The following is a 24,834-nucleotide window of genomic DNA, read 5'->3' as shown; positions in this document are numbered from 1 at the left end:
CGACCGTCGATCAGCTCGGGAACGGAGCCGTCATCAAGTCTGCCATTCACGATCAAAACATTGCGCAAGGCCTTCCACGCGACAATCACCGATGCCTGTAGCAATTGGCGTCGGCGCACACCCGAACCGAAAGGAAAACCGTTGTCGAAACCCGCCGCCACCGTGTTGATACCAGGCTGGATGCACGAGCATGCCCGGCGCATGCTCGGAACGCATTTCACGCTGGTCGAAACCCCTGACTGTGATATTCATGCCGATCTGTCCCCGGAAGTACGGGCTTCAATTCGTGGCGTGGCCTGTCGCACAAGAATCGATCGGCAGTTCATCGACGCCCTTCCCAACCTGGAGATTATCGCCAGCTACGGCGTCGGTTACGACGCGGTAGATGCTGCCTACGCACGCAGCAAGAATATCGTCGTCACGAACACCCCTGATGTCCTGAACGAGGAGGTCGCCGATCTCACCCTGGGGCTCCTTATCAGCGTCGTGCGCGAGATACCCAAGGCGGCAGCGTTCGTCCGCGAGGGCCGGTGGAAAGCATCGGAGTACCCGCTCAGCCGTCTGACGCTGCGGCGCCGGAGGGTCGGTATCTATGGAATGGGGCGAATCGGCCGCTGCATCGCCCGACGAATTGAAGCATTTGGGCTTCCTATTGCCTATCACAGCCGGCGCCGGGCGGACGGAGTCGCGTACGACTACTTTCCTTCACTTCTGGAACTTGCCAGTGCCGTCGACGTGCTCATCTCCATCGTACCGGGGGATCCATCGACCGCAAACAGCGTGAACGCGGAGGTGCTGTCCGCCCTCGGGCCCGAGGGCGTGTTCATCAATGTGGGCCGCGGAACCGTCGTGGACGAGGATGCACTGGTCAGCGCCCTGCGCACAGGAACCATTGCGGCTGCCGGCCTCGACGTACTCGCGGATGAACCCAATGTCTCCGACGAGCTGCTGGCGCTCGATAACCTGACAATCCTGCCACATATAGGGTCAGCGTCGGTCAGTACGCGCACCGCAATGGCGGACCTCGTGGCACAGAACGTGATCGCCTGGTTCCAGAGTGGAGCGCCAATCACACCCGTCCCCTAGACCGCGTCCGTTCGGCTATCGATGCTTCCCACACCGTCAATTGAAGGTAGCAGCCATGACGTTCAATCCAATCGGCAAGCAACTGATCGGTGGGCTCCGAAGTGCGGAGATGAAGCGTTGACAATCCGCCAATAGTCTGCCCATTATTCTATGTTGGACAAAATGTCCACTATGTGGAACTTCTGAATTGGTCGATGCCTGGGGGAGTTGGGTCAGTTTCACGATCTCCATCGATCAAGCAGATAGAGGAGGAGTGACTGTCATGAATTTACGGAAAGGCGGACTGGCCCTCGTGGCCGCGCTGGCCATCGGGGGGGTAACGGTTACCGGTGCTCTTGCACAGAGTGTGTTTACTTGGACGCCAAAGCCGGTAGCGCTGGCACCATACAAGCACCCGAACAAGCCGCGGACGACGATTGCCGACGTACGCGCCAGAATCCCCCGCCCGAAACAGACCAAGACCTGGCACGAGCAGGTCGTCAGCGACAAGCACCTGCAGGCTTCATGGGTGCAAATGGCGGTCGGTGATCAGTCGCCGGCCATGTTCATATCGGACACCCGCGCGGCCTTCATTGTCTGGGAGGGTTCGATCGAGTTCACGGTCGGGAGCCAGGCGCCGTTTACCGCGACCAAGGGCTCCATGGTTCAGGTTCCCGCGCGCACGCAGTTCCAGATGAAGAACGTGGGCCCGGTGCCGTCCCTGCATTTCGAGGTTTTCACCGCGGACGCCAAAATCACTTACCCGCAGGCGGCGGCAACCTTGCCGAAGCCGCAGAAGGGAATGACCTGGGCGTTGACCCGGCAGGATCCGGGCGAAGAAGCCCTTGGGACGGGCAATGTGACTACGAGGAACTTCACGACCGACCCGGCTGCGTTCCAATTCGTAGTCGCTCCCGGCTTGTTCCTCAACGCGATCCGCGGCAGCGCGCGCGACTGCAACATGCAGCCACCAACGGCGCTCGGACACAGGCACATCAACTATGGCGAATTCTGGTTCATCATGGAAGGCCAGATCCAATACAACATCGAGGGCTTGCCTGGCTTCGTCTCGGAAGCTGGCGATATCGTCTATGTCCCGGCCGGCCGCTGGCATTCGGCAGCGAACTATTGTCCGGGGTTCGACACGCGGATTGCCATCAATCCCTTTCCGACCGGTACGCATAACTGGCCGCCGACTGCCAGCCAGCCCAACCCCCCGATGCCCCCGCTCTCGGGCAGGGGATGGCTGGATTGATCGTGCCGTTGGCTTGACCTGACTTTGGCGCCGGCGGTGTGGTCGGGGATCGCATACGTCGGCGCCGTAGCAGAGCAGCGTACCCGCCGCTTCAGGAACCTGGGACGCAATATCGTTACTCGTGGCCGAACGGGCCATTGTCGTGACGCCGGTCCTGTTCCTGAGTGGTGGCAGTTTTCGCATTCTGGTTCCTGTGAACCAATTCTTGGGAGGTTGAATTATGAAGAAAATACTGTTTCTGACGGCGGCGCTGCTGGGAAGCCTTCTGGCTGCAGCTCCCGCAGTGGCCCAGAATCCGCGCCTGGGCTACGTCCCCACGGAAGACCATCCGGTGGGACAGGCCTCGCGCCATTTTGCGAAGCTGGTGGAAGAGAAAACCGGTGGTCGCATCAAGATCGACACGTTCGGCAACGGCGTGCTCGGCAGCGAGCCCGAAATGCAATCGTCGGTTCAGGCCGGTTTCATCGACATCATGGTCGGCCCGACTCCCAATCTGGTCGGCGTCGTTCCGCAATTCATGCTCTTCGACCTTCCGTTCTTCTTCAAGGACTTCGCGGCGGCCGATGCCGTCATGGACGGCGCAGTCGGCGAGCAGCTGTTTGCACAGCTGAAGGAAAAGACCGGCATTGTCGGGCTGGCATGGTGGGACAACGGCTTCCGCCACCTGACCAATGCAGTTCGCCCCGTCAACACGGTGGAGGATATGGCCGGGCTCAATATCCGGGTCATCCCCAACCCGTTGTTCATTGCGACCTGGTCGGCTCTGGGGACCAATCCGACGCCGCTTCCCTGGCCTGAGCTCTACAGTGCCCTCGAAAATCGCGCAGTCGACGGTCAGGAGACGCCGTACGCTCTGATCAGTACCGCAAGGTTCTATGAGGTGCAGGGCCATCTGGCAAAGACGGGCCATGTCTATACCCCGTTCGTTCTGCTCGCGAGCCAGAAGTGGTTTGGAAGCCTCTCCGAGGAAGACAAGACGATCGTCATGGAAGCCGCGAAGGAATCGGCAACCTTCCAGCGGCAACTTTCTCGCAAGGCCGCAGAGGATCTGGAGGGGGAACTCGAAGCGAAGGGCTTCAAGATCACCCGCCCGACGCCTGAAGCGCTTGCAGCCATGAGCGAACGCGTTGCGCCTGTCGTGAAGGAATACAGCGATAAGATCGGCGTCGATCTGGTCGAGCAGGCACGATCGGCTATGGGTGCCAAGTAACATCCACCTTCGTGGCGCCGGGGCTCGGTTCACCTGCTCCGGCGTCAATCTGCAGAAGCACAATGCGTCTGGTCCGGTTTGAAGTGCAGCCAGATGGTGGACGCAGCAATACCGAACCAATAGGGTTGCAATCGCTGTGACACGATTCTCGACCTGGTTATTGTGATGATTCTTGAGAGCTACGTCCGCGTCTTTGTCGATCCTGACGCTATCGACCGCACGATCGATTTTTATCGTTCGCTGCTATCGGGCGAGGTCAGCCTGCGCTTCACCGACCCCGGAACTGAGCTGGAACTGGCGGCAGTCACTTCACAGACGCTGTCCGTGCTGATCGTCGCTGGGCTACCCGATCGACGTGCGCCCTTTGAGGCGACGCGGTTGACGATCAAGGTTGACCGACTGGAGACGGCGATCGCCATTCTGCTGAACAATGGCGGCCAGCAACTCGAGCCGGTCCAAAAGACGCCCGTGGGGCGCAAAACGCGCTTCAGGCACGCCGATGGGACCATTGTGGAATACGTCGATCATGACGCATCCCTTCCGTGATTGAAGGACAGGATTTGCCGCGTGCGCTCCGGCAGCAATACACGGAACTGACGTCATAATCGCGTCAGCGGCAAGCCACCTTCGTCCCGACCGAATTTTGCAATCCATCCCAGCAGGTTTGGCTTCCAGTTTCGCTGGAGGCGTTACCATTTATGGCTGAAGGATGCGATGACCGAACGACCTTCACCGTAGAAACAACCGAAGTTGCAGCTTGCAACGTAGCGTTCATCCGCGATGTTGTGGACATTGATCGCGGCGGTGAAGTTGTTCTTCTCGTATCGCAAACCTGCGTCGAACAGGGTGACGGAAGGCAGGGAGATAGCGTTGGCGTTCTCGCCATACCGCGAGCCGATATAGCGGACGCCACCGCCGACCGAGAAACCGGCCAGTGCGGTGCTTTCCGCAAAGGTGTAGTCAAGCCACAGAGAGGCTGCATGGCGCGGAATATTGGCGGGCCGGTTGCCGGTCGTGGACGTGGCCGTCATATCGCCTTGCGTGATCTCGGCATCGGTGTAGGTGTAGTTCGCCAGAAGATCCAGCCCTTCAGCAAGGCTCGCAACGCCTTCGATTTCGAAGCCGCGCGAACGCACTTCGCCTATCTGTGTCGTTACCGCACCTGGGAAGCCAGCCCTGATTTCCTCAGAGGCAATGTTGGTCTTGGTGAGGTTGTAGACGCTAGCAGTGATGAAACTCTTCTTGCCGGCAGGCTGGTACTTGATTCCGGCCTCGATCTGCTCGCCTTCGGTGGGCTGCAGGAGATCGCCGGTGATGTCATTCGTGCCAGCTTGAGGAGCGAACGAGGTGGAGTAGCTGACGAAGGGTGCAAGCCCGTTGTCAAACAGGTAGACGGCGCCCGCCCGCCCAGTGAGAGCATGGTCCCTTTGGGTTGTTCCGCTTTCGTGATTGCGCGTCTCAGCCCAGTCCTGGCGCAAGCCGAGCATGAACGAAAGTCGGTCGATCTTAATTTGGTCCTGAACATAAAGACCGGTCTGCATCAGGCGTACGTCGCTTATGCTGGCCCGGGCAGGATCATAGGTGATCGGCGTGCCATAGACTGGATTGAAAAGGTCGATCGTCGTGCGGCTGCCGGTAAAATTAGACGAGCGCCACTGGTTGGTGTTGCGATAATCGATCCCGAAAACCGCTTTGTGCTCCAATAGACCAGTTTCGAATTGAGCTTCCAGTTGATTGTCGATGCCGAAGCTGTCGAGCTCCTCCGACTGAACGCTTGCACCGCGCGTAACTGTGCGCAGGTCTGCAGGATTCAGCCTGTTGAAGTACAGGTTGTTGAAGTCTGCGTCGAAAGACAGATATTGCGCATTCTGGCGAAATTCGAAGACTTCGTCGAACCGATGGCGAAACTCGTAGCCGAGTGTCCAGAGAGAGCTTTCGTTATCGTTGAAATCGGGTTCCCCAAGGTAGCGGTTGATCGGAACGGTTCCGTGGGGATTGAAGTCCAGGGTGCCAGCCTGCGGCAGACCGACCTGCGAGGTTCCCGTGTCGCGCTGGAAGCTGCCAAGAATGGTGAGGGCGGTGTCGTCAGTTGGCGCCCAGGTCACTGACGGCGCAATATGGAAGCGGTCGTCCGTGATGAAATCCTGGTCACCGTCGGCAAGCCGCCCGAGAGAGTTCAAGCGCCAGGCGAAATCCTCACCGAACGTGCCACCCGCATCCACTTTGCCGACATATCGACTGTCGGTCCCGATCTCGCCGCCCACTTCGACGAAATCCGTGAATGTCGGCCGCTTGGAGATCAGATTGATCATGCCGCCCGGCTCACCCTGGCCGTACAGCACGGAAGAAGGTCCACGCAGGACTTCGATGCGCTCGAGGCCGTAAGGTTCGAAGGCCAGCGCGCCGAAATCGCGGATGAAGCGGAACGAGTTGAGGTAGACGCTGTCATTGCCCTCGAAGCCGCGGATCAGCGGATTGAAATAACGTACGTCATTTCCGAAGGGCTCTGCAATGACACCAGCCGAATAGCCCAGGGCCTGTCCAAGCGTCTGGACGTTGCGATCATCAAGCTGGTCGCGAGTGATGACGGAGATCGACTGGGGAATCTCGATGATCGGCGTCGTGGTCTTGGAGCCGGTGGTTGTGCCAGTGGCCACGTAACCGTCCACCGGGCCGCTTCCAGCCAGTGCTTCTTCCGCGGCGCTCGCTTCTCTGCCGCTCTGGATAATGATGGGCTCCAGGTTGATCGTACCGGAAGCAGTGCGGTCGTCCTGAGCGGTGGCGGGAAGTGCCTGATATAGCAGACCGCAAAATGAGAGCGCTATGAGATTGAGTTTCTTTTGATAATGAAAGGACATCAGGCCACCCGTCGGTATTAATGACCGACATGTAGCCAGAAAAACATGAGAACAATAGTTTCCTTTTCAAGCTCTTTCGGTAAATTGCGGGATATGTGGGATTAATGCCACATGTGTCTCCCGACGGCCCCTTATTCCCGGCCTCTGACCGCCGCCGCAGATCGCATGTTATCGAGCAGAACTGCGATCAGGAGAATGAAACCGCGCACGACATACTGGTAGAAGGCCTGGATGTTGAGAAGGTTCATGACGTTTTCGGCAATGCCCATGATCAGCACGCCGACAATAACGCCGGTCATGGCCGCACGTCCTCCGGCCAGTGAAACACCGCCGAGAACGCAGGCGGAAATGACCGAAAGTTCCAGGCCCGTTGCAGCATTCGGCTGTCCAGAGGTGATGCGGGACGCGAGCAGTATGCCGGCGACGCCGCACACGAGGCCCTGAAGGGCGAAGATCCATATCCGCATGCGCACGACGTTGACGCCAGCAAGCCGCGAGGCTTCGGGATTGCCGCCGATCGCCAGCGTGTTCTTGCCGAACACCGTGCGATTGAGGATGAAGCCGAAGACGATGAACAGCAGGATCATGATCCAGATCGGCGTCGGGATGGTGAAGATGCGCGACAAGGCCAGCTGGTAGAAGTTGGGATCATTGATGCCGACGGCGCGGCCTTCGGACGAGATCAGCGCCAGGCCGCGGACGATCTGCATGGTGGCAAGGGTGGTGATCAGCGCGTTGATCCGGAATTTTGCGATCACGACGCCATTGACGAGGCCGACTGCGCTGCCGGCGAGAAGGGCGGCCAGGAGCCCCAGCAGGATCGAGCCGGAGGCGTTGGACACCATGACCGCGATCATGCCCGAAAAGGCGACTGTCGAGCCGACCGATAGATCGAAATCGCGCGACGCCAGGCAGAACATCATGGTGCAGGCGACGATGCCGATCGTGACCACCGATTGCAAGAGGCCGAGCATGTTGCGCTCGGTCAAGAAGTTCGGAACGAAGATCGACACGATCACGAAGGCAATGGCGAAGATCACCACCAGCCCCTGTTCGCCAAGAAGGATTTTTTTCAACGAGTTCATCGATTGCGTTCCTGGATTAGATCGTGTGGGCTGCGTTCTTGTCGGGCAAGGCGGCGGTCAGTATGCTGCGCTCTTCGAAATCAGGGCGTTCGATGTTGGCGGCCACGCGACCCTGGCACATGACCATGATGCGGTCCGATATGCCCATCACCTCAGGCAGTTCGCTGGAGATGACGATGATGGCCATGCCGTCCGCTGCCAACTCGTAGAGGATCTCGTAGATTTCCGACTTGGCGCCGACATCGATGCCGCGGGTAGGTTCGTCGATCACGAGGACCTTGACGCCCTGCTCGGAAAGCCACCGCCCCAGAATGACTTTCTGCTGGTTGCCGCCCGACAGGTTGATGATGTCCTGTTTGCGCGACGGCGTACGCACCTTCAGCCGGGCGATGAAGCGATCTGCGATCGCAGCTTCCTTCTTTGGGCTCAGAATGCCGAAAGGCGAGAAATGTCTTCTGGAAGAGATGGCGATGTTCTCTTCGATCGAACGGCCCTGCACGATGCCATCGAACTTTCGGTCCTCCGGGCAAAGCACCATGCCGGCATTGATCGCGGCCTTGGGATTGTCGGGTGAAACCGTGACGCCATCGATGGAAACCGTTCCTGTTTGCCGATGATCGGCCCCGTAGAGCAACCGCGCCATTTCGCTTCGACCGGCGCCGATCAGGCCGAAGAAGCCCAGGATTTCCCCTTTGCGGACCGTGAAGCTTATCGGGGTGCGCAGCCTGGCGCCGGAAAGGTTCTTCACCTCGAGCCGCGCCTCGCCGAGAGGGCGCTCCTGCCAACCCCAGATGTTGCTGATCTCGCGTCCGACCATCTCGGTGATGATCTTCTCGCGGGTCGTGTCAGAGATTTTCGGGTGATGAGCGGCAAGGCGGCCGTCACGCAGGACGGTCAGGCTGTCACAAAGGCGGAAGATCTCGTCCAACCGGTGCGAGACGTAAAGTATGACCGTTCCCTTGGCCCGCAACCGATCGATCAACCGGAACAGGATTTCGCTTTCGCGCGAGGAAAGAGACGAGGTCGGCTCATCGAGCGCGATCACCCGCGCTTCGAGCATCACCGCCTTGGCGATCTCCACCATCTGGCGGGCGCCGATGGACAGGGTGGATACCTTGGCGGCGGGATCGATGTCGATGCCGATCTCGTCCAGCCTGTTGCGCACGGTCTCGACGAGGGTGCGGCTGTCGATAATGCCGGCCCGGCCGGGAAAACGCCCCAGCCAGAGGTTTTCCGCCACCGTCAACTCCGGCACCAGTTGGAGTTCCTGGTGGATGACGATGACGCCGGCATGGAAGGAATCCCTCACCGAGCGATAATCCTGCTCTTCGCCGTCGATCAAGATGCTGCCGCTGTCGGCGGACTGGTCGCCCGACAGAATGCGGATGAGCGTGGACTTGCCCGCGCCGTTCTCGCCCATCAGTCCATGGACGGCTCCTTTCTCGACCGAGAAGGAGATATCGGAAAGCGCCTGGACGCCGGGATAGCCCTTGGAGATGGCGCTGAACTGAAGGAACGACATGAATGCCCCAGAGAAGGTGAATAGGCGGTCCCGGCAGCATGAGTCGCCGGGACGAGGTCTTTTCAATGCGGCAGTTTATTGGATGCCGAGCTCTTTGCGCACCTGCTCATAATCGCTCCGCAGCGCCAGTGAGCCGGAGGTCAACGTCAGCATCGGCGGCTCCTTGTCGTTGGCGATCCAATCGTACATGTTGAGCGCCGTCTCGTAACCGTGGCGCTTCGGCGAGATGATGACCGTACCGAAGAAGCCCGTGGCCGTTGGCTTCTTGAACTCGTTGATCGCCGACTCGGCGCCGCCGATCCCGACCCCGATGATGTTTTCGGCATTGATCCCGACGGATTCCGAGGCTCGAACAGCGCCGAGCACGGCTTCGTCGTTGAGGCCGAATGCCACCCAGTGCTTGATGTTCGAATGCTTGTTGAGGACGGTTGTCGCGGCGTTGAGAGCTGCCTCCGTATCCGTCTTGGCCTGCGGCGCGTCGTAGATGTTCTCGGCGGGGAAGCCGGCAGCCTTGAGAACCGAGACCGCTCCTTCGACGCGATCGACAGCCGTCGGAAGCTGATCATAGGAGACGCGGATCGCGCCGACCTCCTTCATGTTCCAGCCGCGCTTCTTGATCTCGTCGGCAATCGCCTGGCCCACGGTCTCGCCGATCTTGGTTGCGGAAATGCCCATGTGAGGGACGTCTTCAAGCGGGCTGCCGTCAGCGCCAACCAGGCGATCGTCGACCGTCATCAACTTGAGGTCATTCGCTGTCGCCTTGGCCACGATACCTGGACCCAATTTGACGTCCGGCACGCAGATGATGAAGCCCTGTGCCCCTTGTGCGCCAAGGTTGTCGATCGCCGACTGGACCTTCTCGCCATCTTCCGCGCCGATCTTGACCAGGGTGAAGCCCTTCTCCTGAGCCGCCTGCTCAGCGAACTTCCACTCGTCCTGGAACCAGGGCTCTTCGGCCTGCTTCACCACGAACCCGATCTTGACATCAGCCGCCCATGCCGCGCTTGCCGACAGGACGACGGCACCAGCCAGCAACAGTGCTTTCAAAGAACGCATAGATATTCTCTCCCTCTTGCCGCGTGCCTCCCCGCGGACCCTCGACAACTATCCATTAAATATCATATCAGTCAATATATATGTATGATTTTTTGCGTGGCATTCTATCGAGTGGACGCCTCGGCATTCTTACGCGCGCGCCGCAGTGCGTCCGTCATTTCGCTCCGCGCCACGCCGATGAGTTGCTCCATCGCGTGTCGGGCTGCTTCAGGGCGGCGCATCCTGATGGCCTCGAGAACATCCTGATGCGTAAGAATTGCCTGTTCATGCGACTGGCTGGCGCGGTTGGTCAGCCGGAAGCTTGCGAGCAGCGCGGCCCGGATGGCGCTTGCAAATTGGCGGTAAACCCAGTTGCCGCTGGCGTCGATGATCGCCGTGTGGAACTCCAGATCGGCGCGGCTCCAATCCTCGGTATCACGTGAATTCGCCTCGACCATGTCTTCGAACGCTTTCGATATCTGGTAGAGCTGGCGAGCGTTGGCATTGGCGGCCGCCTGCGCCGCGGCGGCAGGCTCAAGCAGCTGGCGTGCGTCGATTAGGGAGGAATAGAACGTGTCGTCCGGCCCCACCGACAGCATCACGTCCAGCACGATGGGATCCAGGTAGTTCCAGTTCTCGCGCGGGAGAATGGTCGTCCCGGCACGCGTGCGCGATCGAACCATCCCAAGTGCAGAAAGATATTGCATCGCCTCGCGCAGGCTGGTGCGACTGACGCCGAATTGCTCTGTCAACTCCGCCTCATTCGGCAAGGTCGAGTTTTCGCGAAAGGTCCCCGAAACGATCTTCTCTACGAGACAGTGCAGCAATGCTTCTCGAATGGTACGCTTGCCACGCTGCGCGATCGGCGCCCCATGCTCGGTCAGTACCTTTGTCATCGATCCTGCTGTCAAGTTCTCGTTCCCCATCTTTCCCCCAGAGCATTCCGTTCGCCAAGACGGCCATGGGTAGTATGAATGAACAGCCGCGTCTGATCAAATAGGAAAATAAATCATATTTAAGTTGACATTCCCCATTACCCCATTACCTTGACGCCACCGGTCGTGGAGAGCCGAGCCGGCGGAGAAACCGTATCTGAGGGAGGAGCAGATGAAGCTCTTTAGGAACGCAGCGCTGCTGGCAGCCGTCGCGCTGGCAGGCGTGACAATCGCCGCTGCACAGGAAGATCTCAAGGTAGGGGCGATCTACATGGACGCCCAAGGCTTCTACGCCGGGGTGCGCAAAGGCATCCAGACCGGTGCAGGCGAAGCCGGGCGCAAGCTGGACATCGTAGAAACCAACGCGCAAGGGGATGTCAGCAAAGAGTCGTCGTTCATCGACTCTTTGATCTCGGCGGGGGTGCAGGCAATCATCGTCTCGCCCGTTTCTGCCGATGGATCGTATCGGGCCATCAGGCGCGCTCATGACGCCGGAATTCCGGTTGTCTGCTACAACACCTGCCTCAATGAAGCGGACATGAAGGAATATGTCTCGGCCTATGCGGTCGGCGATCCCTTCGAGTTCGGACACAAGCTCGGTGACGCGGCCGCTGATTACTTTATCGCCCAGAAGAACGATGCTCCCAAGATCGCGGTCCTGAATTGCGAGTTTGTCGAGGTTTGCGTCACCCGTCGCAAGGGTTTCGAAAAAGCGCTGATGGCCAAGGTGCCGGGCGCCCGGATCGTTGCAAACCAGGAGGGCGCCGTCCTCGATAAAGCGGTGTCGGTCGCCGGGACGATGCTGTCGTCCAACCCGGAGATCGATGCCTTCTTCGGCGAAGCAGGTGGGGCCACCCTCGGAGCGGCACGCGCGATCAAGAGCCAGGGCAAGACCGGCCAGGTCGTGGTGTTTGGTGGAGATATGACAACCGAAATCGCCCAGGAACTGGCCGACTTTTCCGTAATCAAGGCCGTGGTCGACATCTCGGGACAGGGACTGGGCAAGCTGGCGCTCACGCAAGCGATCAAGTCGATCGAGGGCCAGCCGCCGGAAGGCATTAAAGTTGCCTACGATATCGATGTCTACAAATCGCCCGAAGATGGCAAGGCCTGGCTTGAGGCCCATGCGGACGGCATTCCCTGATCGCCAGCGGGCTTAACCTGAGACCCAACCCGACGGGGCCGCCGCACATCCCGGCGGCATCCAAACGGAAAGATTGCCATGACTGCCACGCAGATGCGACAAGCCGATATGACTCCCGTAGCATCTATCCAGGGATGCACCCGACGCTATCCTGGCGTGCTGGCTCTCGATAATGCGACATTCGAGGTAGCGCCCGGTGAAGTAAGGGCGTTGCTCGGGAAGAATGGCGCGGGGAAATCCACTCTCATCCGCATGCTGACCGGAGCCGAGATACCCGACAGCGGCAGGGTGCTGCTGGATGGCTCCGAACTGACACACAATGGGTCGGGTCGCGCCCAGGAGGCCTTTGAGAAAGGCGTGCGCGTCGTTTATCAAGAGCTCAGCCTGGTGCCGGGCATGACGCTTGCCGAGAACCTTTTCCTCGGGCGCTGGCCACGCAAGCGCAGGGTAATCCAATACCGAACGATGGAGGCCGAGGCAGCGCAGGCGATGAAGCTTCTTGGTCTTGATCTTGCGCCAGACGGTTTGGTTGCGGGCTTGAGCCCTGCAGAACAGCAACTGCTTGAGATCGCGCGCGCCATGCTTGGTCGACCCAAGCTGATCATACTTGACGAGCCGACCAGCTCGCTTGCAGCCGCGGAAGCAGAAAAGGTGATGGCAGCCGTCACCCGTGTCGCGGCACAGGGCATCGCCGTTATATATGTCAGCCACCGGATGAACGAGATCCGCCAGATCGCTCACTCGGCAACGATCATGCGGGACGGCAAGATTATCGACACCGTCGATGTGAAGGGAGCCGACACCCGCGAAATCGTACGACTGATGTTGGGTTCGGAGGCCTCGCAGGCTGCTGCGCTGGAAGACAGGAGCCAGGCTGAAGTGGTGCTGGAGGTCAGGAACCTCGGCCTTGCGCCCAAACTTGCCTCGGTCTCCTTCGCCCTCCGCAAGGGAGAAGTGCTTGGCGTCGCTGGCCTGCTCGGATCGGGCCGCACCGAGTTGCTGCAAGCCATCATGGGGGTGCGGCGGCCCGATGCGGGCGATGTCTTGGTCGATGGCAGTCCGGTCAGGCATGCCGACTACAAGCGGATGCTCCGCAACGGCTTCGGCTACACGCCTGAAAGCCGAAAGGAAGAAGGGATCGTGCCGCTGCTCGGCGTCGATGAGAACACGCTCTCGACCAACTTTGCGGGCGTCAGCAGCAATGGCATCCTGTCGGCCCGCCGGATGGCGGAAGCGACGCGCAAGATCGTCGACCGCCTGCATGTCAAGACCGCAAGGACCGACACGCCAATCGGCACCCTGTCGGGCGGAAACCAGCAGAAGGTGGTCATAGGACGCTGGGTCTATGCAGGAAGCCGCGTCCTGCTGCTCGACGAGCCGACACGTGGTGTCGACGTCGAAGCGAAGGCGCAGATCTATGCGATCATTCGCCAACTGGCGGAGGAGGGGCGCAGCATCATCTTCGTCTCCAGCGAGATCGAGGAACTGCCGCTGGTCTGCGACCGCGTGCTCGTCCTGAGAGACGGGGCGCTGCAGGAAGAATTCAGATCACCAAATATCGATCAGGACAGCCTGATGGCAGCCTGCATTACCGGACATTGAGGGAGACAGACCATGTCGCTCGATCACGCTGCCAAACCGGCCGCATCTGACAAGGCCACAAGAGCAGGCTTCACGTTCTCGCAGCATATGAACGAGCTTAGCCTGTTCTTTGCGATTGTCGTCCTCTACGTCATCTTCTCGGCGACCGCCCCCGGCTTCATGTCGTTCAACAACCAGGTCAACATTCTTCGCGATGCCGCGACGATCGGCATCGCCGCATGGGCGGTCACGTTGATCATCATCGCCGGCGAGATCGACGTCAGCGTCGGTCCCATGGTCGCCTTCACTTCGGTGATCCTCGCGTTCCTCCTGCAGATGGGCATGCCCACACCGGTGGCTTTCGTTCTAGCCATAGCGCTCGGCGCGCTGCTTGGCGCGATCCCCGGAGTCCTGCGCGCATATTTCGATGTACCCTCCTTCGTCGGCACGCTCGGCATGTGGAGCGCGCTTCGTGGAACTGCCTTGTTTGTCACGGACGCCTTGCCGGTCTCGATCGGTCGCAACGACATGCTCGATGCGCTGGACCGCTCCATCTTCGGGATTCCGCCCGCAGCGATTGTCATGCTCGTGCTGTTCGGAGTCTTCGCCTTCATCAGCAGGAAAACAGCATTTGGCAGGTCCGTCTTTGCAATTGGCGGCAATGCCCACGCCGCGTTCCTCAGCGGCATCAGCGTCGCTCGCATCCGGGTGGCCCTGTTTGCAGTCGGCGGCGCGATGGCGGCGATCTCCGGTATCCTCTTGGTGTCGCGCCTGGGCTCCGGCAATGCGACAGCCGCAAATGGTCTTGAGTTCGACGTTATAGCAGCGGTTGTCGTGGGCGGCACGGCTCTGTCGGGCGGGCGCGGCTCCATGCTCGGCACCCTTCTTGGCGTTCTGGTCATCACCTTGATCGGCAATGGCCTGGTGCTGCTCGGCATCAACCCGTTCTTCCAGCAGGTCGTGCGCGGCCTGATCATCGTCATCGCGGTGTTGGCCAACATCCAGGCGATCAAGCGCAGCCTCGCGCGCAACAAGGGATGATCGCTGATGTCGATCATCAATTTGAGATCCGGGTCCCTGTTTCTGCGGCTCTCCACGATGGGCGGGTCGATCCTCGGCTTCTGGAAGGACGACGGAAAGCATCGCGTACCGCTGCTGCGCGATGCGCCCGACGATGCGGATGCGTTATCTTCCTCCTGCTATCCCCTCGTGCCTTTCGGCAACCGCGTAAGGGACAATCGCTTCGAGTTCGCGGGCCAGGAATTTCGTTTTAGCGCCAACACCTCGTGGGACCCCCATTACCTCCATGGTGAAGGCTGGCAGTCGGAGTGGGCCGTTGAAGAGCAGGCGGATGAGCATGTTGTCCTCGGCTTCTCCCACCGGGGCGAAGGTACGCCATACATCTATCGCGCCAGGCAACAGTTCTCGTTGAAGGACGGCGCGCTGGAGCTGAAGCTTTCGGTTCAGAACGATGGCAGCAAGCCTTTGCCCTTTGGCCTGGGGTGGCATCCTTATTTCCCGATGACGCCACAGACGACACTGCTTGCGCCGGCCCGCACGTTCTGGACGGAGGTGGAGGGCTGGCTACCGGGGGAGGCGACGGAGCTGCCCGCCGATCTCGATTTCCGCCGGCCGTCACCATTGCCTCACCGCTGGGTCAATAACGGTTTCCAGGACTGGTCGGGCGAGGCGGTTATCTCCTGGCCGGAATGGGATACGCAACTTCACCTGACGGCAGATCCGCTGTTCCGACACGCTTTCATCTTTGTTTCGGATACGGCCTTCGATCCGCAATTCAGGCGCGACTACTTCTGCTTCGAGCCGATGTCCCATTTGGCCAACGGCCACAACATGCCAGATCTCGGGGGGCTTCAGGTCCTTCAGCCCGGGCAGCAGCTTTCCGGCAGCATCCGCTTGCGTCCCCAGGCTATCGAGCACACGAATGTCCTTTAGGAGAACACATGTCTGATCCGAACCGCTTCGACTACATCATCGTTGGCGGTGGCAGCTCCGCCTGCGTTGTCGCGGCAAGACTTGTGGCCGAAGGGCGGGCCCGCGTGCTGCTTCTGGAGCGCGGCCCCGCAAAGCCGAACCCGATCATGAACTTCCCCGCCGGATACATGAAGTTCCTGGCAAGGGACACCTACCTCGCCATGCACAAGACGATGCCGCAGCCACAGCTCGACGGGCGCGGACCGATCGTGCCGCAGGGCAAGGTGCTTGGCGGTGGGAGTACCGTCAACGCGATGGTCTACATGCGTGGCCAGGCGGCCGACTTCGATCTCTGGAACGAGCTCGTGACCGCCCCGGGCTCAAATGATGGAGCATGGTCATACCGGGACCTGCTGCGTTACTTCAAGGCGCAGGAAGACAACGATCATCTGGCCGGAGAATATCACGGCGTGGGTGGGCCGCTGAAGATTTCCCATCTGGGTCACACGAGCCCGATGACCCGTACCTACCTGAAGACCCTGCAGGGGATGGGCATTCCCTATAACCCGGATTTCAATGGCGCTGAACAGTTCGGCGTCGGCTTCATGCAGCACACGATCGACTGGCAGACGCGCAGACGGTCAAATGCGGTCGATGCGTTTCTTGCGCCGGTGATGAAAAATCCGCTCCTGACGATCGAAACGGGGGCCACGGTCACTGCGGTAAAGCTCGAAGGGGATCGTGCGGTCGGCGTCGAATACGTTCGCAACGGCGCGCCGAGGTCAGCGCTCGCAGGAGCTGAAGTCATCCTGGCAGCGGGCGCCTATCAGACTCCGAAGTTGATGATGATTTCCGGTATTGGTCCGGAGAGCGAGCTATCCAAGCACGGCATCAAGGTGAAAGTCGCCTTGCCCGGGGTCGGCAAGAACCTTCAGGATCATTACGAATGCCCGGTCGTCGCGACCACGAAGGGGGCCTTCGGTTACTACAAGCAGGACCGCGGCTGGCCGATGGTCAAGGCCGGGCTGCAGTACCTGATGTTCAGGTCAGGTCCCGTCTCCACCACGGGCGTCGAAAGCTGCGCCTTCTATGATCCAGATGGAAACAACGAACGGCCGACGATCCAGATGTTCTGCGTCCCGACCGTTTACCTCGACCGCGATGTCATGGGAACGGAGCCTGGCGACGGCGTCACCATCAATTCGTTGTTGTTGCGGCCGAAGGCGAGGGGATCGGTCACCCTCGCTTCAAGCGATCCATTCGCAGATCCGGTCATCGATACTCGGATTTTCGGGCATCCAGACGATCTGCGCATCACCATGGCAGGCTTTCGTTTCGCCCGCACGGTGCTGGCGGCGTCGCCGATGCGTGACCTGATCGACAAGGAGATCTTCCCGGGTGCCGATGTGGTAAGCGACGAAGCAATTGCCGCTCACTGCAAGCGTACCGTCAAGACGGGGTATCATCCTGTCGGCACGTGCAAGATGGGGCAAGATGGCGATCCGGAAGCCGTGTTGGACGCCAGCCTGAAAGTACGAGGCACGCGCGGCCTGCGCGTGATCGACGCCTCCCTTATGCCCACCATTGTCAGCGGCAATACCAATGCCGCCGTTCTTGCAGCCGCCGGAAAAGCGGCCGACCTCATCCTCGCCTGATCGGAACCTGATTATGAAGATCACCAAGCTTACCACGTATATCGTCCCGCCGCGCTGGCTGTTCCTGAAGATCGAAACCGACGAAGGTGTGAGCGGATGGGGCGAGCCCGTCGTCGAAGGCCGGGCGCTGACCGTCGAAACGGCGGTTCAGGAGATGGCCGACTACCTGATAGGGAAAGACCCGTTCCTCATCGAAGACCACTGGACGATCCTGTATCGTGGCGGGTTCTACCGCGGGGGCGCCGTTCATATGTCTGCGCTTGCGGGGATCGACCAGGCCCTGTGGGACATCAAGGGAAAGGCCCTTGGCCAACCGGTGCATTCCCTGCTCGGCGGGCAGCTCAGGGATAGGATCAAGGTCTATTCATGGATCGGTGGCGACCGTCCGGCGGATGTCGCGCGCAACGCGCAGGAGGTGGTCGCGCGCGGGTTCAAGGCGATAAAGCTCAATGGCTGCCAGGAAATGCAGTTCGTCGATACGAATGAAAAGGTGGAGAAGGCAGTCGAGACGATTGCCATCGTCCGTGAAGCAGTTGGTCCGCATATCGGCATTGGCGTCGACTTCCACGGCCGGGTACACAAGCCGATGGCCAAGGTCTTGGCCAAGGAGCTCGATCCCTACAAGCTGATGTTCATCGAGGAGCCGGTTCTTTCCGAGAACAAGGAAGCGCTGAAGGAAATCGCCAATCACACCTCGACGCCGATAGCACTTGGCGAGCGATTATATTCGCGTTGGGACTTCAAGTCGGTTTTCGAGGGAGGGTTCGTTGACATCATCCAGCCTGACCTGTCCCATGCCGGCGGGATTACCGAATGCCGCAAGATCGCGGCGATGGCCGAGGCCTATGACGTGGCACTTGCACCGCATTGCCCACTCGGTCCAATCGCACTGGCCGCATGCCTTCAGATCGATGCCGTTTCCTACAATGCCTTCATCCAGGAACAGAGCCTTGGTATCCACTATAACGAGTCCAACGACATCCTGGATTACATCTCCAACAAGGACGTGTTTCACTACGCCGACGGTTTTGTCGGCATCCCCCAGGGGCCGGGGCTGGGGGTCGAGGTGGACGAAGCCTACGTGATCGAGCGGGCGAAGGAGGGCCATCGCTGGCGCAACCCGATCTGGCGTCACCCGGACGGTAGCTTTGCTGAATGGTAAGGAGAACACGATGACCGGACGCCTGACGAAAAAGCGGATATTTGTGACCGGAGCGGCTCAGGGAATTGGGCTCGCAATTGCCAAAGCCTTTCTACGGGAAGGAGCGTCCCTGTACCTCATAGATCTCGATCGCGAGCTTCTGGAGAAAGAGGCTCGCGCGCTCCGGGAGGCGGGCGGCAAGCTTGGCTGGATGGCGGCGGATATAGGCGGAGCTGCTGCAATGGCCGACGCTGTGCGCCGGGCCGCCGAAGAGATCGGTCCGATCAACGCGCTGGTCAACAACGCCGGCGTGAATGTGTTTGCCGAACCTCTCGAAACCAGCGATGAGGAATGGAACCGCTGCTTCGACATCAACCTCAAGGGCGCATGGAACTGCTGCAAGGCGGTGCTGCCCGGCATGATCGAGGCCGGCGGCGGCGTCGTCCTCAACATTGCCTCCACTCACGCCTTCACCATCATCCCGCATACATTCCCGTACCCGCTGGCGAAACACGCATTGCTCGGCATGACCAAGTCGCTCGGCCTCGAATACGCCTCGAAGAATATCCGCGTCAATGCGCTGGCACCCGGCTATGTCTCGACGCAGAAGGTCATCGACTACTGGAACAGCTTCCCAGACCCCGAGGCGGCAAAGGCAGAAACGATGAAGCTGCATCCAGGAGGAAGAATCGCTTCCCCCGAAGAGATCGCGATGGCGGCCGTTTTCATGGTTTCAGATGAATGTCCCTTCATGAATGCGACCTGCTTGACCATCGACGGCGGATTGAGTGTTCAGCAACATCCGGCTTGACCAGGCTGGGCAGAGCGATAATTCCAGAGCATGTCACGCAACGCGGCGCCATCTTGCCCCGAGTTTCATCCCGACCATCACCATGCGAGCTGCATCCTCGGCTGCCCTGGAGAGTAGTTTCGGGGCACTGAAGATTGCGTCCTCCAACGAGCAGCGCCTGCTCAGGATCGAGGCAAAGGCGTCAATGCCGTGCTCGAAATTGAGGCGCACACCCTTGCCGATGGTTCCGGCAAGCGCGATCACCGGCACGCCGGCAGTTTTCGCCCGGGCCGCCACTTCGGCAGGCACCTTGCCGAAAGGCGTTTGCCCGTCAAGGCTCCCTTCCGCGGTGATGACAAGGTCGGCCTGCGCAATGAACCGATCCAGCTCCAGATACTGCATGACAATATCGTAGCGCGGGTGGAGCTTGCCGGCGAGGAGCCCGAGTACCGCAGCACCCAGCCCCCCGGATGCGCCCGATCCGGGCGCCATGCCGACTTCGATGCCTGTCGTGTCGCGGATGGCCGCGGCATATCTCTCCATGGCTGCAACGAGCAGTTCCACCTGCGTCGGCGTCGCGCCCTTTTGTGGTCCGAAGATGCGGGCGACGCCGCGCTCGCCAAGCAGTACATTATGCCAGTTGACGGCCGCATCGATGCGCACGCCATCGAGGCGCGGGTCGCGGCCGCTGATATCGATGGTGCCGAGCCGGGCAAGTGCTGCACCGCCACGAGGCAGGGGATCGCCCGACCCGTCAAGAAACCGGATGCCGAGCGCTTCGGCCATACCGGCGCCGCCATCATTGATGCCGCTATCGCCACAACCGAGAAGAATACGGCGCGCCCCCCGGTCCAGCGCGGCACGCACCAGTTCGCCGACGCCATAGCTCGTCGTCAGGCAGGGATTGCGCTGATCGCGCGGGACGAGGCTGAGCCCGGCAGCAGCGGCCATCTCGATCACGGCGGTTGGCGTACCGCTGCCGCCGAGGAAACCGAAATGTGCCTCGACCGGATCGTTGACGGGACCGGTCACTGTCAGGTTGTAGAGCGTGCCGTTGGTGGCCTTGACCAGGGCCCTGGTGAAACCTTCACCGCCATCGACCATTGGCGCCTTGATGACGGTAGCACCGGGATAGGCGCGCAGGACGCCGCTTTCGATGCAATCCGCTGCCTGATCCGCCGACAGGCTTTCCTTGAAACCGGAGGGTGCGACGAGAACCGTGAAAGACATGGGAGTGTTCCTTTACCTATGACAATAATGTGACAGGGGAGGAACGGGATGGCTCGAAACCTATTCCAACAAATCAAAAATAAATTATGCGGCTAATAAAAAAGGCCACTCGATGTGGCCTTTTCATCTGTGTTTTCATTGCATTCAACGCAGCGGCAAACCCTGCAGTGGCCAGACGAGGGTGGCAAAGACGACGAGCATCGCCACGAAGGGCAGGATCAGGTAAGCCGCGAGCCGGAACAGGTCGGCCTGCCCAAACGGCTGCGGGTCCATCGTGCCGAAGAGTGCCACCGGCTTGGCGGATACCATCAATGTCTGGCAGAAACCGCTTGCCAGCGTGACGACCATAACGAGGTTGAGCGGATCGATCCCGAGGGCTGCAAGCGGCAAGGCAAGGGCGGGAATGAGGACGGTCGCCCGCGCCGTGCGCGACGTGATGATGATATGAGAAAGCGTTGCCACGATTGCGGCGAACGCAACAATGAGTACCGGCCACGCCGCGATGCTGCCGCCGGCAAACTCGACCATCCGTTGGGCCAGATGCTCCGCGGTGCCGGTCTCCAGCAGTGCCTCGCCGATGACCAGCGTGCCTGCGAGGAAGAGCAGAAGGTTCCATTCGACGCTTTTGAGCGCCGTTTTCAGCGGCAGGCCAGAGACTTTCTGGTTGGCCAGGAGAAGCGCGGCCGCAATGCCGATGAGCGGCATGCCGATGCCATGCACCGGCTGCGCGGCAAAAAGCAGGATCATTGCACCGGTGATCGCGAGCACGGTCCATTGCTGACGCGTCAGCGGAACCCGGGTCTTGTCGAGGTTATGCTCTGCGATCTTGATCGAACGTTCCTCGCGGGTGAGGAAAAAGCGCAGCAATACATGGCAGGCGAGCAGCGAGCATAGGAGCGAGAAGGGGCCGGCAAGTGCGATCCATCCCAGAAAGTCGGGGCTTTGCCCGCGCAATCGCTCCATCGTCCCGGCGGCGACGAGGTGAGCACCGGCGCCGATCAGGGACGCGCCCGCCGAAAGCAGGATAATCGAGGGGAAAAGCAATGCGAGCGCGCGGTTGATCCGCGCATTGCCGATTGCGGCTGCAATGCCGAGATAGACCGGAGCCATCATGGCAGCGCGCGCCGAGGTCGAAGGGATGACGAAGGCCGTTGCGAAGATCAGCAGTGTCAGCGCCCAGAAAAGGCCCTGCACGGTGGCAATCCGGGCGAGAAGCTGGCGGATGACCTGCTCGATGACGCCGACCTGCCGGAGCACCCCCGCAACGACGAATGCAGCCAGCATCAGCCAGACGATGTCATTGCCGAGCGAGCGATAGAGCACCTCCTCGTCGATTGCACCGACAACCGGCAGGAAAGCCGCCCCCGCAAGCGCCACGGGCGTATCCGGCAAGTCGAGAACGGTCCAGGCGATGATCGTCGTGACGAAAACCGCCAGCGTCAGCCGCATGTTCATCGTCAGCCCGTCGATAGCGAGAAAGATCAGAACGGCGCTGAAAGCGAGGATGATTGCTGCGACGATCCGCTTGACGCGGGCGAGCGGTACCGTGCGCTCAGGTGGCGCGGACGGTTCCCCACGCCGGTCGGCGTGGGGTTCCACTGGGGCGATTGAATATAGGGCCACGATCGCCCTCCTTTCGGTCTGTCGGTTGTCTCAATCGTCGTCGGACGATGAATTGGAGGAAGAATTCGAACTTGAATTGCTCGAGGAATTGGACGAGCTGTTCGAGCTGGAATTGCTCGACGAGTTGGAGCTGCTGTTTGAGTTCGAATTCGAGCTCGAGTTTCGGGAGGAATTCGACGAACTGTTGGAATTGCGATTGGAACTCCAACCGCCGCGCTTGTCGTCGTGCCGATCGCGATTATAGCGAGCATCGCCAGCCTTGTTGCTTCGGGTCATCTTCTGCAGGAAGCGGTGAACCGCGTCGTCAGCGGCGGCGGGAACGGGCGCCGCGGCGCCGGCGACCAGGAATGCGCTCAGGATTGCGATGAACTTTTTCATGTCGTTTCTCCTTCGAATGACAGCCTCATTGGCTGCGGGGGAGAAACGGCTGCGGGCGCTTCTTATTCCCGAAAAACAAAATATTTTCAATCGATTACGCAGCCCCTACGCAGCTTAAGGGGACATGCGTCAGCGCCGCCGCTACCGGTGGCGACGGATCGACGAACCCATCCGGTCAGGATCATCTCTGGGCGCGGGCGAACCGACGATACCAGCCGTCCGATGCCAATGTCTTGCGCAGGATGGTCTGGCGCATATTGCCCTCCGTCCGGCTCTCGGCGCGAATGTCCGCGGCGAGGTCCGATGTCTCCCTGCGGAAGGGAATGACCTGGGCGATCGGCATGCCGCGTTCGAGAACATGCAGGCCTGGCTCGCCGGTCGCGAAGAACGGGAAGTGGATTTCCGACTGGTAGGTATCCGTGTCGACAACACCGGCCACGATCTCAAATATGCCGTTCGGACGATTCAGCGGCGGAACGAACAGGCAGCTCCAGCCGGGAGGTGTGCGGATGGTCCAATAGTTGTGAAACTTGCAGGGCGGCAGCGGCTCCCGCGGATTGCCGGCAACCTGATGGCTGGCATGATTGCTGACGAGCGTGCGGTCGAAATCCCAGCCGCAATCCACCGTCTTTCCGCCGTCGGAGATTTCCATACGCACCGTTGCCGCGAGGCCGATGACCCAGCCCGCCGCCATGGCGTCGAGAAAGGGCATGCAACGTTTCACCGTCAGTCCGCTATTGGTGGGCGAGACATGCGCCGCGTCGACGGGTGGCAGCTGGCGGAACCAGTCGGGCAGGGCTGTCTTGGCGCGTACGGGTGCTGGAATAACCCCCTCGTCCTCCTTGCGGCAAAGAAAGGTCAGTCGAGGCTGTGGCTTCTTTAGAAGTGCAAGTTCCATGGCTGTTCTCCGCGTGAACCGATGCGGGAAGAACGGCGCCGGGATACACTTATTCCCACCGCAGCCAAATATTCGTTCAGGGTGCCAGGATTGCCCGTTCCTCCTCGGGCGACAGGGGCGCGCCGGCCTCGATCGACGAGAGATAGGCATCTATCGTTTCCTGCGATGAGGCAGGCACGTAGCCATCGGCCCGCGGTGTCGTCAGTGCCAGCCGCGTCGCCCAGGCACCGTTCTGGCGGCAGGCGATGGTGAGTGTGCTGCTTTCCGGCTGTTTCAGCTCGTATTCGCGGCAAAGCTCGCCACGTTCGTCGCGGAACGAGGCGACGACACGCAACACCAGGTTCGAGGCGGCAAGTGTTACGTCCCGGCCGGAAGCCTCCCTGTCGAGGGCGGTTGCGATCTCCGCGCCCACGCCAGGTGTCGATGGGGCCATGCGGCCCAGTGAAAAACCGACAACACCTGCCACCACGGCCACGAGACTAGCCGCGATCGGCATGAGCCAGCGCCACGTCGCCGGCTGTCGCTTCGGCCGGAAGGGAACGATACTGTCCTGCGATGGCGTCGGGCGCTTTGCCTCCTCCGCCATCCGGTGCACCGAAGCGCGCAGTGCCTCCGGCACCGGCTCATCGATCAGCGGTTTCAGCGTGTCGCCCACCAGACGACGGCTGTCGAGGAAAACGGCGAGCCGTTGGGCCAGCGCCTCGTTATGGGCAAGCGCCTCCTCCAGCGCAAGACTTCGGGCTTCCTCCAGTTCGCCGTCGGCGAAAGCCATCAACGTCTCATCGTCAAAATCGTGTCCGGTCATGCAACGCCCCTTTTCGTATCGGACGAACGTTTTTCCCCGAAACTTATTCCTGTCATTTCCGCAAGATTCTTCCGTGCCCGGGCAAGGCGGCTCATCACCGTTCCGATCGGGATCGATAGAACCTCGGCCGCATCGCGGTAACTGAGTTCCTCGACACAGACCAGCACGAGCACTTCGCGCTGCTCGTCCGGCAGCTTCTGCAAGGCAGCGGTGACTTCGAGCAGATCCATGCGCGCAAGCGATGCGGCCTCGCCGGAGGGAACCGATACGTCGCGCGCTTCCTCCAGTTCGTCGTGGGGGCCTGCGGTTTTCTGCCGGCGCAATTGATCGATCCACAGATTGCGCAGGATGCGAAACATCCAGGCATCGAACCGGCTACCGGGCACAAAGCTGTCGGCCGCGAGTATGGCGCGCTCGCAGGCGGTCTGCACAAGATCATCCGCCAATTCCCGGGAATGGCAGATTGAAATTGCAAAACGCCTGAGGTTAGGCAGGAAGGCAACCAGCCGTTCCGGCACTGTCTGCATGTCGTCGATCATCCGGCTTTTTTTGCACGCCGGGGAATAAGCTGTCGAGTCAAACGTATAACGAGGGTGGTGGAATTGAAATACGTCTCACTGTGCCGGCAAGGACGGAGCGGATTTCAATTCCGCACCACACCAGGAGTATATATTTGTTAGCCTAATCGAAAG

General features: G+C 60.4%; 22 protein-coding genes. 11 read left to right on the top strand and 11 right to left on the bottom strand.

Annotated features, from left to right (window positions below; genetic code table 11):
* The first annotated feature begins 141 nt into the window (after positions 1 to 141).
* The 4 genes from M8997_RS16955 to M8997_RS16940 all read left to right on the top strand — a co-directional run bounded on the left by M8997_RS16955 (position 142) and on the right by M8997_RS16940 (position 4,076).
* A complete protein-coding gene (locus M8997_RS16955) occupies positions 142 to 1,086 on the top strand; it encodes a 2-hydroxyacid dehydrogenase (RefSeq protein ID WP_371929595.1) in 945 nt (314 codons plus the stop codon).
* A 262-nt stretch (positions 1,087 to 1,348) separates the two neighbouring features.
* Positions 1,349 to 2,320, top strand: coding sequence for a cupin domain-containing protein (locus tag M8997_RS16950; RefSeq protein WP_250015894.1), 972 nt, complete (start codon positions 1,349 to 1,351; stop codon positions 2,318 to 2,320).
* Positions 2,321 to 2,540: 220 nt separating this feature from the next.
* A complete protein-coding gene (locus M8997_RS16945; protein WP_250015891.1) occupies positions 2,541 to 3,530 on the top strand; it encodes a TRAP transporter substrate-binding protein in 990 nt (329 codons plus the stop codon).
* Positions 3,531 to 3,695: 165 nt separating this feature from the next.
* Positions 3,696 to 4,076 carry a VOC family protein gene (locus M8997_RS16940; protein WP_250015890.1) on the top strand — a complete coding sequence of 127 codons (381 nt, stop codon included), beginning with the start codon at positions 3,696 to 3,698 and terminating at the stop codon, positions 4,074 to 4,076.
* 143 nt (positions 4,077 to 4,219) lie between these two features.
* On the opposite strand, the gene M8997_RS16935 is transcribed toward M8997_RS16940, so the two are convergent.
* The 5 genes from M8997_RS16935 to M8997_RS16915 form a co-directional block, all read right to left on the bottom strand.
* Entirely contained in the window at positions 4,220 to 6,388 is a 2,169-nt protein-coding gene (locus tag M8997_RS16935; RefSeq protein ID WP_250015889.1) for a TonB-dependent siderophore receptor, read from the bottom strand.
* Between the two features lie 131 nt (positions 6,389 to 6,519).
* A complete protein-coding gene (gene araH / locus M8997_RS16930; protein WP_250015888.1) occupies positions 6,520 to 7,473 on the bottom strand; it encodes an L-arabinose ABC transporter permease AraH in 954 nt (317 codons plus the stop codon).
* Positions 7,474 to 7,489: 16 nt separating this feature from the next.
* Complete coding sequence (gene araG, locus M8997_RS16925; protein WP_250015887.1) at positions 7,490 to 8,995, bottom strand: L-arabinose ABC transporter ATP-binding protein AraG; 1,506 nt, start codon at positions 8,993 to 8,995, stop codon at positions 7,490 to 7,492.
* A gap of 75 nt (positions 8,996 to 9,070) precedes the next feature.
* Entirely contained in the window at positions 9,071 to 10,051 is a 981-nt protein-coding gene (locus tag M8997_RS16920; RefSeq protein WP_250015886.1) for an arabinose ABC transporter substrate-binding protein, read from the bottom strand.
* Between the two features lie 104 nt (positions 10,052 to 10,155).
* The gene (locus tag M8997_RS16915) at positions 10,156 to 10,926 is read right to left on the bottom strand and encodes a FadR/GntR family transcriptional regulator (RefSeq protein WP_250015885.1); all 771 of its coding nucleotides are present in this window, start codon (positions 10,924 to 10,926) and stop codon (positions 10,156 to 10,158) included.
* Between the two features lie 211 nt (positions 10,927 to 11,137).
* Here M8997_RS16915 and M8997_RS16910 point away from each other — a divergent pair, with 211 nt between their 5' ends.
* From M8997_RS16910 to M8997_RS16880, 7 genes are all read left to right on the top strand, one after another.
* A complete protein-coding gene (locus tag M8997_RS16910) occupies positions 11,138 to 12,109 on the top strand; it encodes a substrate-binding domain-containing protein (RefSeq protein ID WP_250015884.1) in 972 nt (323 codons plus the stop codon).
* Between the two features lie 78 nt (positions 12,110 to 12,187).
* On the top strand, positions 12,188 to 13,711 hold the full coding sequence (locus M8997_RS16905) for a sugar ABC transporter ATP-binding protein (protein WP_250015883.1): 1,524 nt from the start codon (positions 12,188 to 12,190) through the stop codon (positions 13,709 to 13,711).
* A gap of 12 nt (positions 13,712 to 13,723) precedes the next feature.
* Complete coding sequence (locus M8997_RS16900; RefSeq protein ID WP_250015881.1) at positions 13,724 to 14,731, top strand: ABC transporter permease; 1,008 nt, start codon at positions 13,724 to 13,726, stop codon at positions 14,729 to 14,731.
* 6 nt (positions 14,732 to 14,737) lie between these two features.
* On the top strand, positions 14,738 to 15,643 hold the full coding sequence (locus tag M8997_RS16895; RefSeq protein WP_250015878.1) for an aldose 1-epimerase: 906 nt from the start codon (positions 14,738 to 14,740) through the stop codon (positions 15,641 to 15,643).
* Between the two features lie 8 nt (positions 15,644 to 15,651).
* Positions 15,652 to 17,277 (top strand): GMC family oxidoreductase, encoded by a 1,626-nt coding sequence (locus tag M8997_RS16890; protein ID WP_250015876.1) that lies wholly within the window; start codon positions 15,652 to 15,654, stop codon positions 17,275 to 17,277.
* 13 nt (positions 17,278 to 17,290) lie between these two features.
* Positions 17,291 to 18,439: a galactonate dehydratase gene (gene dgoD / locus M8997_RS16885; RefSeq protein WP_250015873.1), complete on the top strand. Its 1,149-nt coding sequence runs from the start codon at positions 17,291 to 17,293 to the stop codon at positions 18,437 to 18,439.
* A 10-nt stretch (positions 18,440 to 18,449) separates the two neighbouring features.
* On the top strand, positions 18,450 to 19,229 hold the full coding sequence (locus M8997_RS16880; protein ID WP_250015871.1) for an SDR family oxidoreductase: 780 nt from the start codon (positions 18,450 to 18,452) through the stop codon (positions 19,227 to 19,229).
* 33 nt (positions 19,230 to 19,262) lie between these two features.
* Here the strand turns inward: M8997_RS16880 and M8997_RS16875 are convergent, their stop codons facing one another.
* From M8997_RS16875 to M8997_RS16850, 6 genes are all read right to left on the bottom strand, one after another.
* Positions 19,263 to 20,438, bottom strand: coding sequence for a glycerate kinase (locus tag M8997_RS16875; protein ID WP_250015869.1), 1,176 nt, complete (start codon positions 20,436 to 20,438; stop codon positions 19,263 to 19,265).
* Positions 20,439 to 20,582: 144 nt separating this feature from the next.
* Positions 20,583 to 22,061 (bottom strand): SLC13 family permease, encoded by a 1,479-nt coding sequence (locus M8997_RS16870; protein ID WP_250015867.1) that lies wholly within the window; start codon positions 22,059 to 22,061, stop codon positions 20,583 to 20,585.
* Positions 22,062 to 22,091: 30 nt separating this feature from the next.
* The gene (locus M8997_RS16865) at positions 22,092 to 22,439 is read right to left on the bottom strand and encodes a hypothetical protein (RefSeq protein WP_250015865.1); all 348 of its coding nucleotides are present in this window, start codon (positions 22,437 to 22,439) and stop codon (positions 22,092 to 22,094) included.
* A gap of 181 nt (positions 22,440 to 22,620) precedes the next feature.
* Positions 22,621 to 23,337, bottom strand: a complete 717-nt coding sequence (locus M8997_RS16860) for a DUF6065 family protein (protein WP_250015863.1) — start codon at positions 23,335 to 23,337, stop codon at positions 22,621 to 22,623.
* A gap of 76 nt (positions 23,338 to 23,413) precedes the next feature.
* Positions 23,414 to 24,142, bottom strand: a complete 729-nt coding sequence (locus M8997_RS16855) for an anti-sigma factor (protein WP_250015861.1) — start codon at positions 24,140 to 24,142, stop codon at positions 23,414 to 23,416.
* A complete protein-coding gene (locus M8997_RS16850) occupies positions 24,139 to 24,681 on the bottom strand; it encodes an RNA polymerase sigma factor (RefSeq protein WP_250015859.1) in 543 nt (180 codons plus the stop codon). The genes M8997_RS16855 and M8997_RS16850 overlap by 4 nt, the downstream gene beginning before the upstream one ends.
* Positions 24,682 to 24,834 lie beyond the last annotated feature (153 nt).

Origin of the sequence: Phyllobacterium sp. 21LDTY02-6, assembly GCF_023554255.2 — a bacterium.
In the GTDB taxonomy this organism is placed as follows: Bacteria; Pseudomonadota; Alphaproteobacteria; order Rhizobiales; family Rhizobiaceae; genus Phyllobacterium.
Note: the sequence above shows the minus strand (reverse complement) of the source record. Positions and strands in the feature narration are given on the sequence as shown.

Excerpts from the sequence above, each read along its gene's own strand:
- M8997_RS16940 (WP_250015890.1), top strand. The coding sequence starts at position 3,696 with ATGATTCTTGAGAGCTACGTCCGCGTCTTTGTCGATCCTGACGCTATC.
- M8997_RS16920 (WP_250015886.1), bottom strand. The coding sequence starts at position 10,051 with ATGCGTTCTTTGAAAGCACTGTTGCTGGCTGGTGCCGTCGTCCTGTCG.
- M8997_RS16900 (WP_250015881.1), top strand. The coding sequence starts at position 13,724 with ATGTCGCTCGATCACGCTGCCAAACCGGCCGCATCTGACAAGGCCACA.
- M8997_RS16880 (WP_250015871.1), top strand. The coding sequence starts at position 18,450 with ATGACCGGACGCCTGACGAAAAAGCGGATATTTGTGACCGGAGCGGCT.
- M8997_RS16850 (WP_250015859.1), bottom strand. The coding sequence starts at position 24,681 with ATGATCGACGACATGCAGACAGTGCCGGAACGGCTGGTTGCCTTCCTG.
- M8997_RS16890 (WP_250015876.1), top strand. The coding sequence starts at position 15,652 with ATGTCTGATCCGAACCGCTTCGACTACATCATCGTTGGCGGTGGCAGC.
- M8997_RS16875 (WP_250015869.1), bottom strand. The coding sequence starts at position 20,438 with ATGTCTTTCACGGTTCTCGTCGCACCCTCCGGTTTCAAGGAAAGCCTG.
- M8997_RS16935 (WP_250015889.1), bottom strand. The coding sequence starts at position 6,388 with ATGTCCTTTCATTATCAAAAGAAACTCAATCTCATAGCGCTCTCATTT.
- M8997_RS16950 (WP_250015894.1), top strand. The coding sequence starts at position 1,349 with ATGAATTTACGGAAAGGCGGACTGGCCCTCGTGGCCGCGCTGGCCATC.
- M8997_RS16910 (WP_250015884.1), top strand. The coding sequence starts at position 11,138 with ATGAAGCTCTTTAGGAACGCAGCGCTGCTGGCAGCCGTCGCGCTGGCA.
- M8997_RS16860 (WP_250015863.1), bottom strand. The coding sequence starts at position 23,337 with ATGGAACTTGCACTTCTAAAGAAGCCACAGCCTCGACTGACCTTTCTT.
- araG (WP_250015887.1), bottom strand. The coding sequence starts at position 8,995 with ATGTCGTTCCTTCAGTTCAGCGCCATCTCCAAGGGCTATCCCGGCGTC.
- M8997_RS16865 (WP_250015865.1), bottom strand. The coding sequence starts at position 22,439 with ATGAAAAAGTTCATCGCAATCCTGAGCGCATTCCTGGTCGCCGGCGCC.
- araH (WP_250015888.1), bottom strand. The coding sequence starts at position 7,473 with ATGAACTCGTTGAAAAAAATCCTTCTTGGCGAACAGGGGCTGGTGGTG.
- M8997_RS16895 (WP_250015878.1), top strand. The coding sequence starts at position 14,738 with ATGTCGATCATCAATTTGAGATCCGGGTCCCTGTTTCTGCGGCTCTCC.
- M8997_RS16905 (WP_250015883.1), top strand. The coding sequence starts at position 12,188 with ATGACTGCCACGCAGATGCGACAAGCCGATATGACTCCCGTAGCATCT.
- M8997_RS16915 (WP_250015885.1), bottom strand. The coding sequence starts at position 10,926 with ATGACAAAGGTACTGACCGAGCATGGGGCGCCGATCGCGCAGCGTGGC.
- dgoD (WP_250015873.1), top strand. The coding sequence starts at position 17,291 with ATGAAGATCACCAAGCTTACCACGTATATCGTCCCGCCGCGCTGGCTG.
- M8997_RS16855 (WP_250015861.1), bottom strand. The coding sequence starts at position 24,142 with ATGACCGGACACGATTTTGACGATGAGACGTTGATGGCTTTCGCCGAC.
- M8997_RS16945 (WP_250015891.1), top strand. The coding sequence starts at position 2,541 with ATGAAGAAAATACTGTTTCTGACGGCGGCGCTGCTGGGAAGCCTTCTG.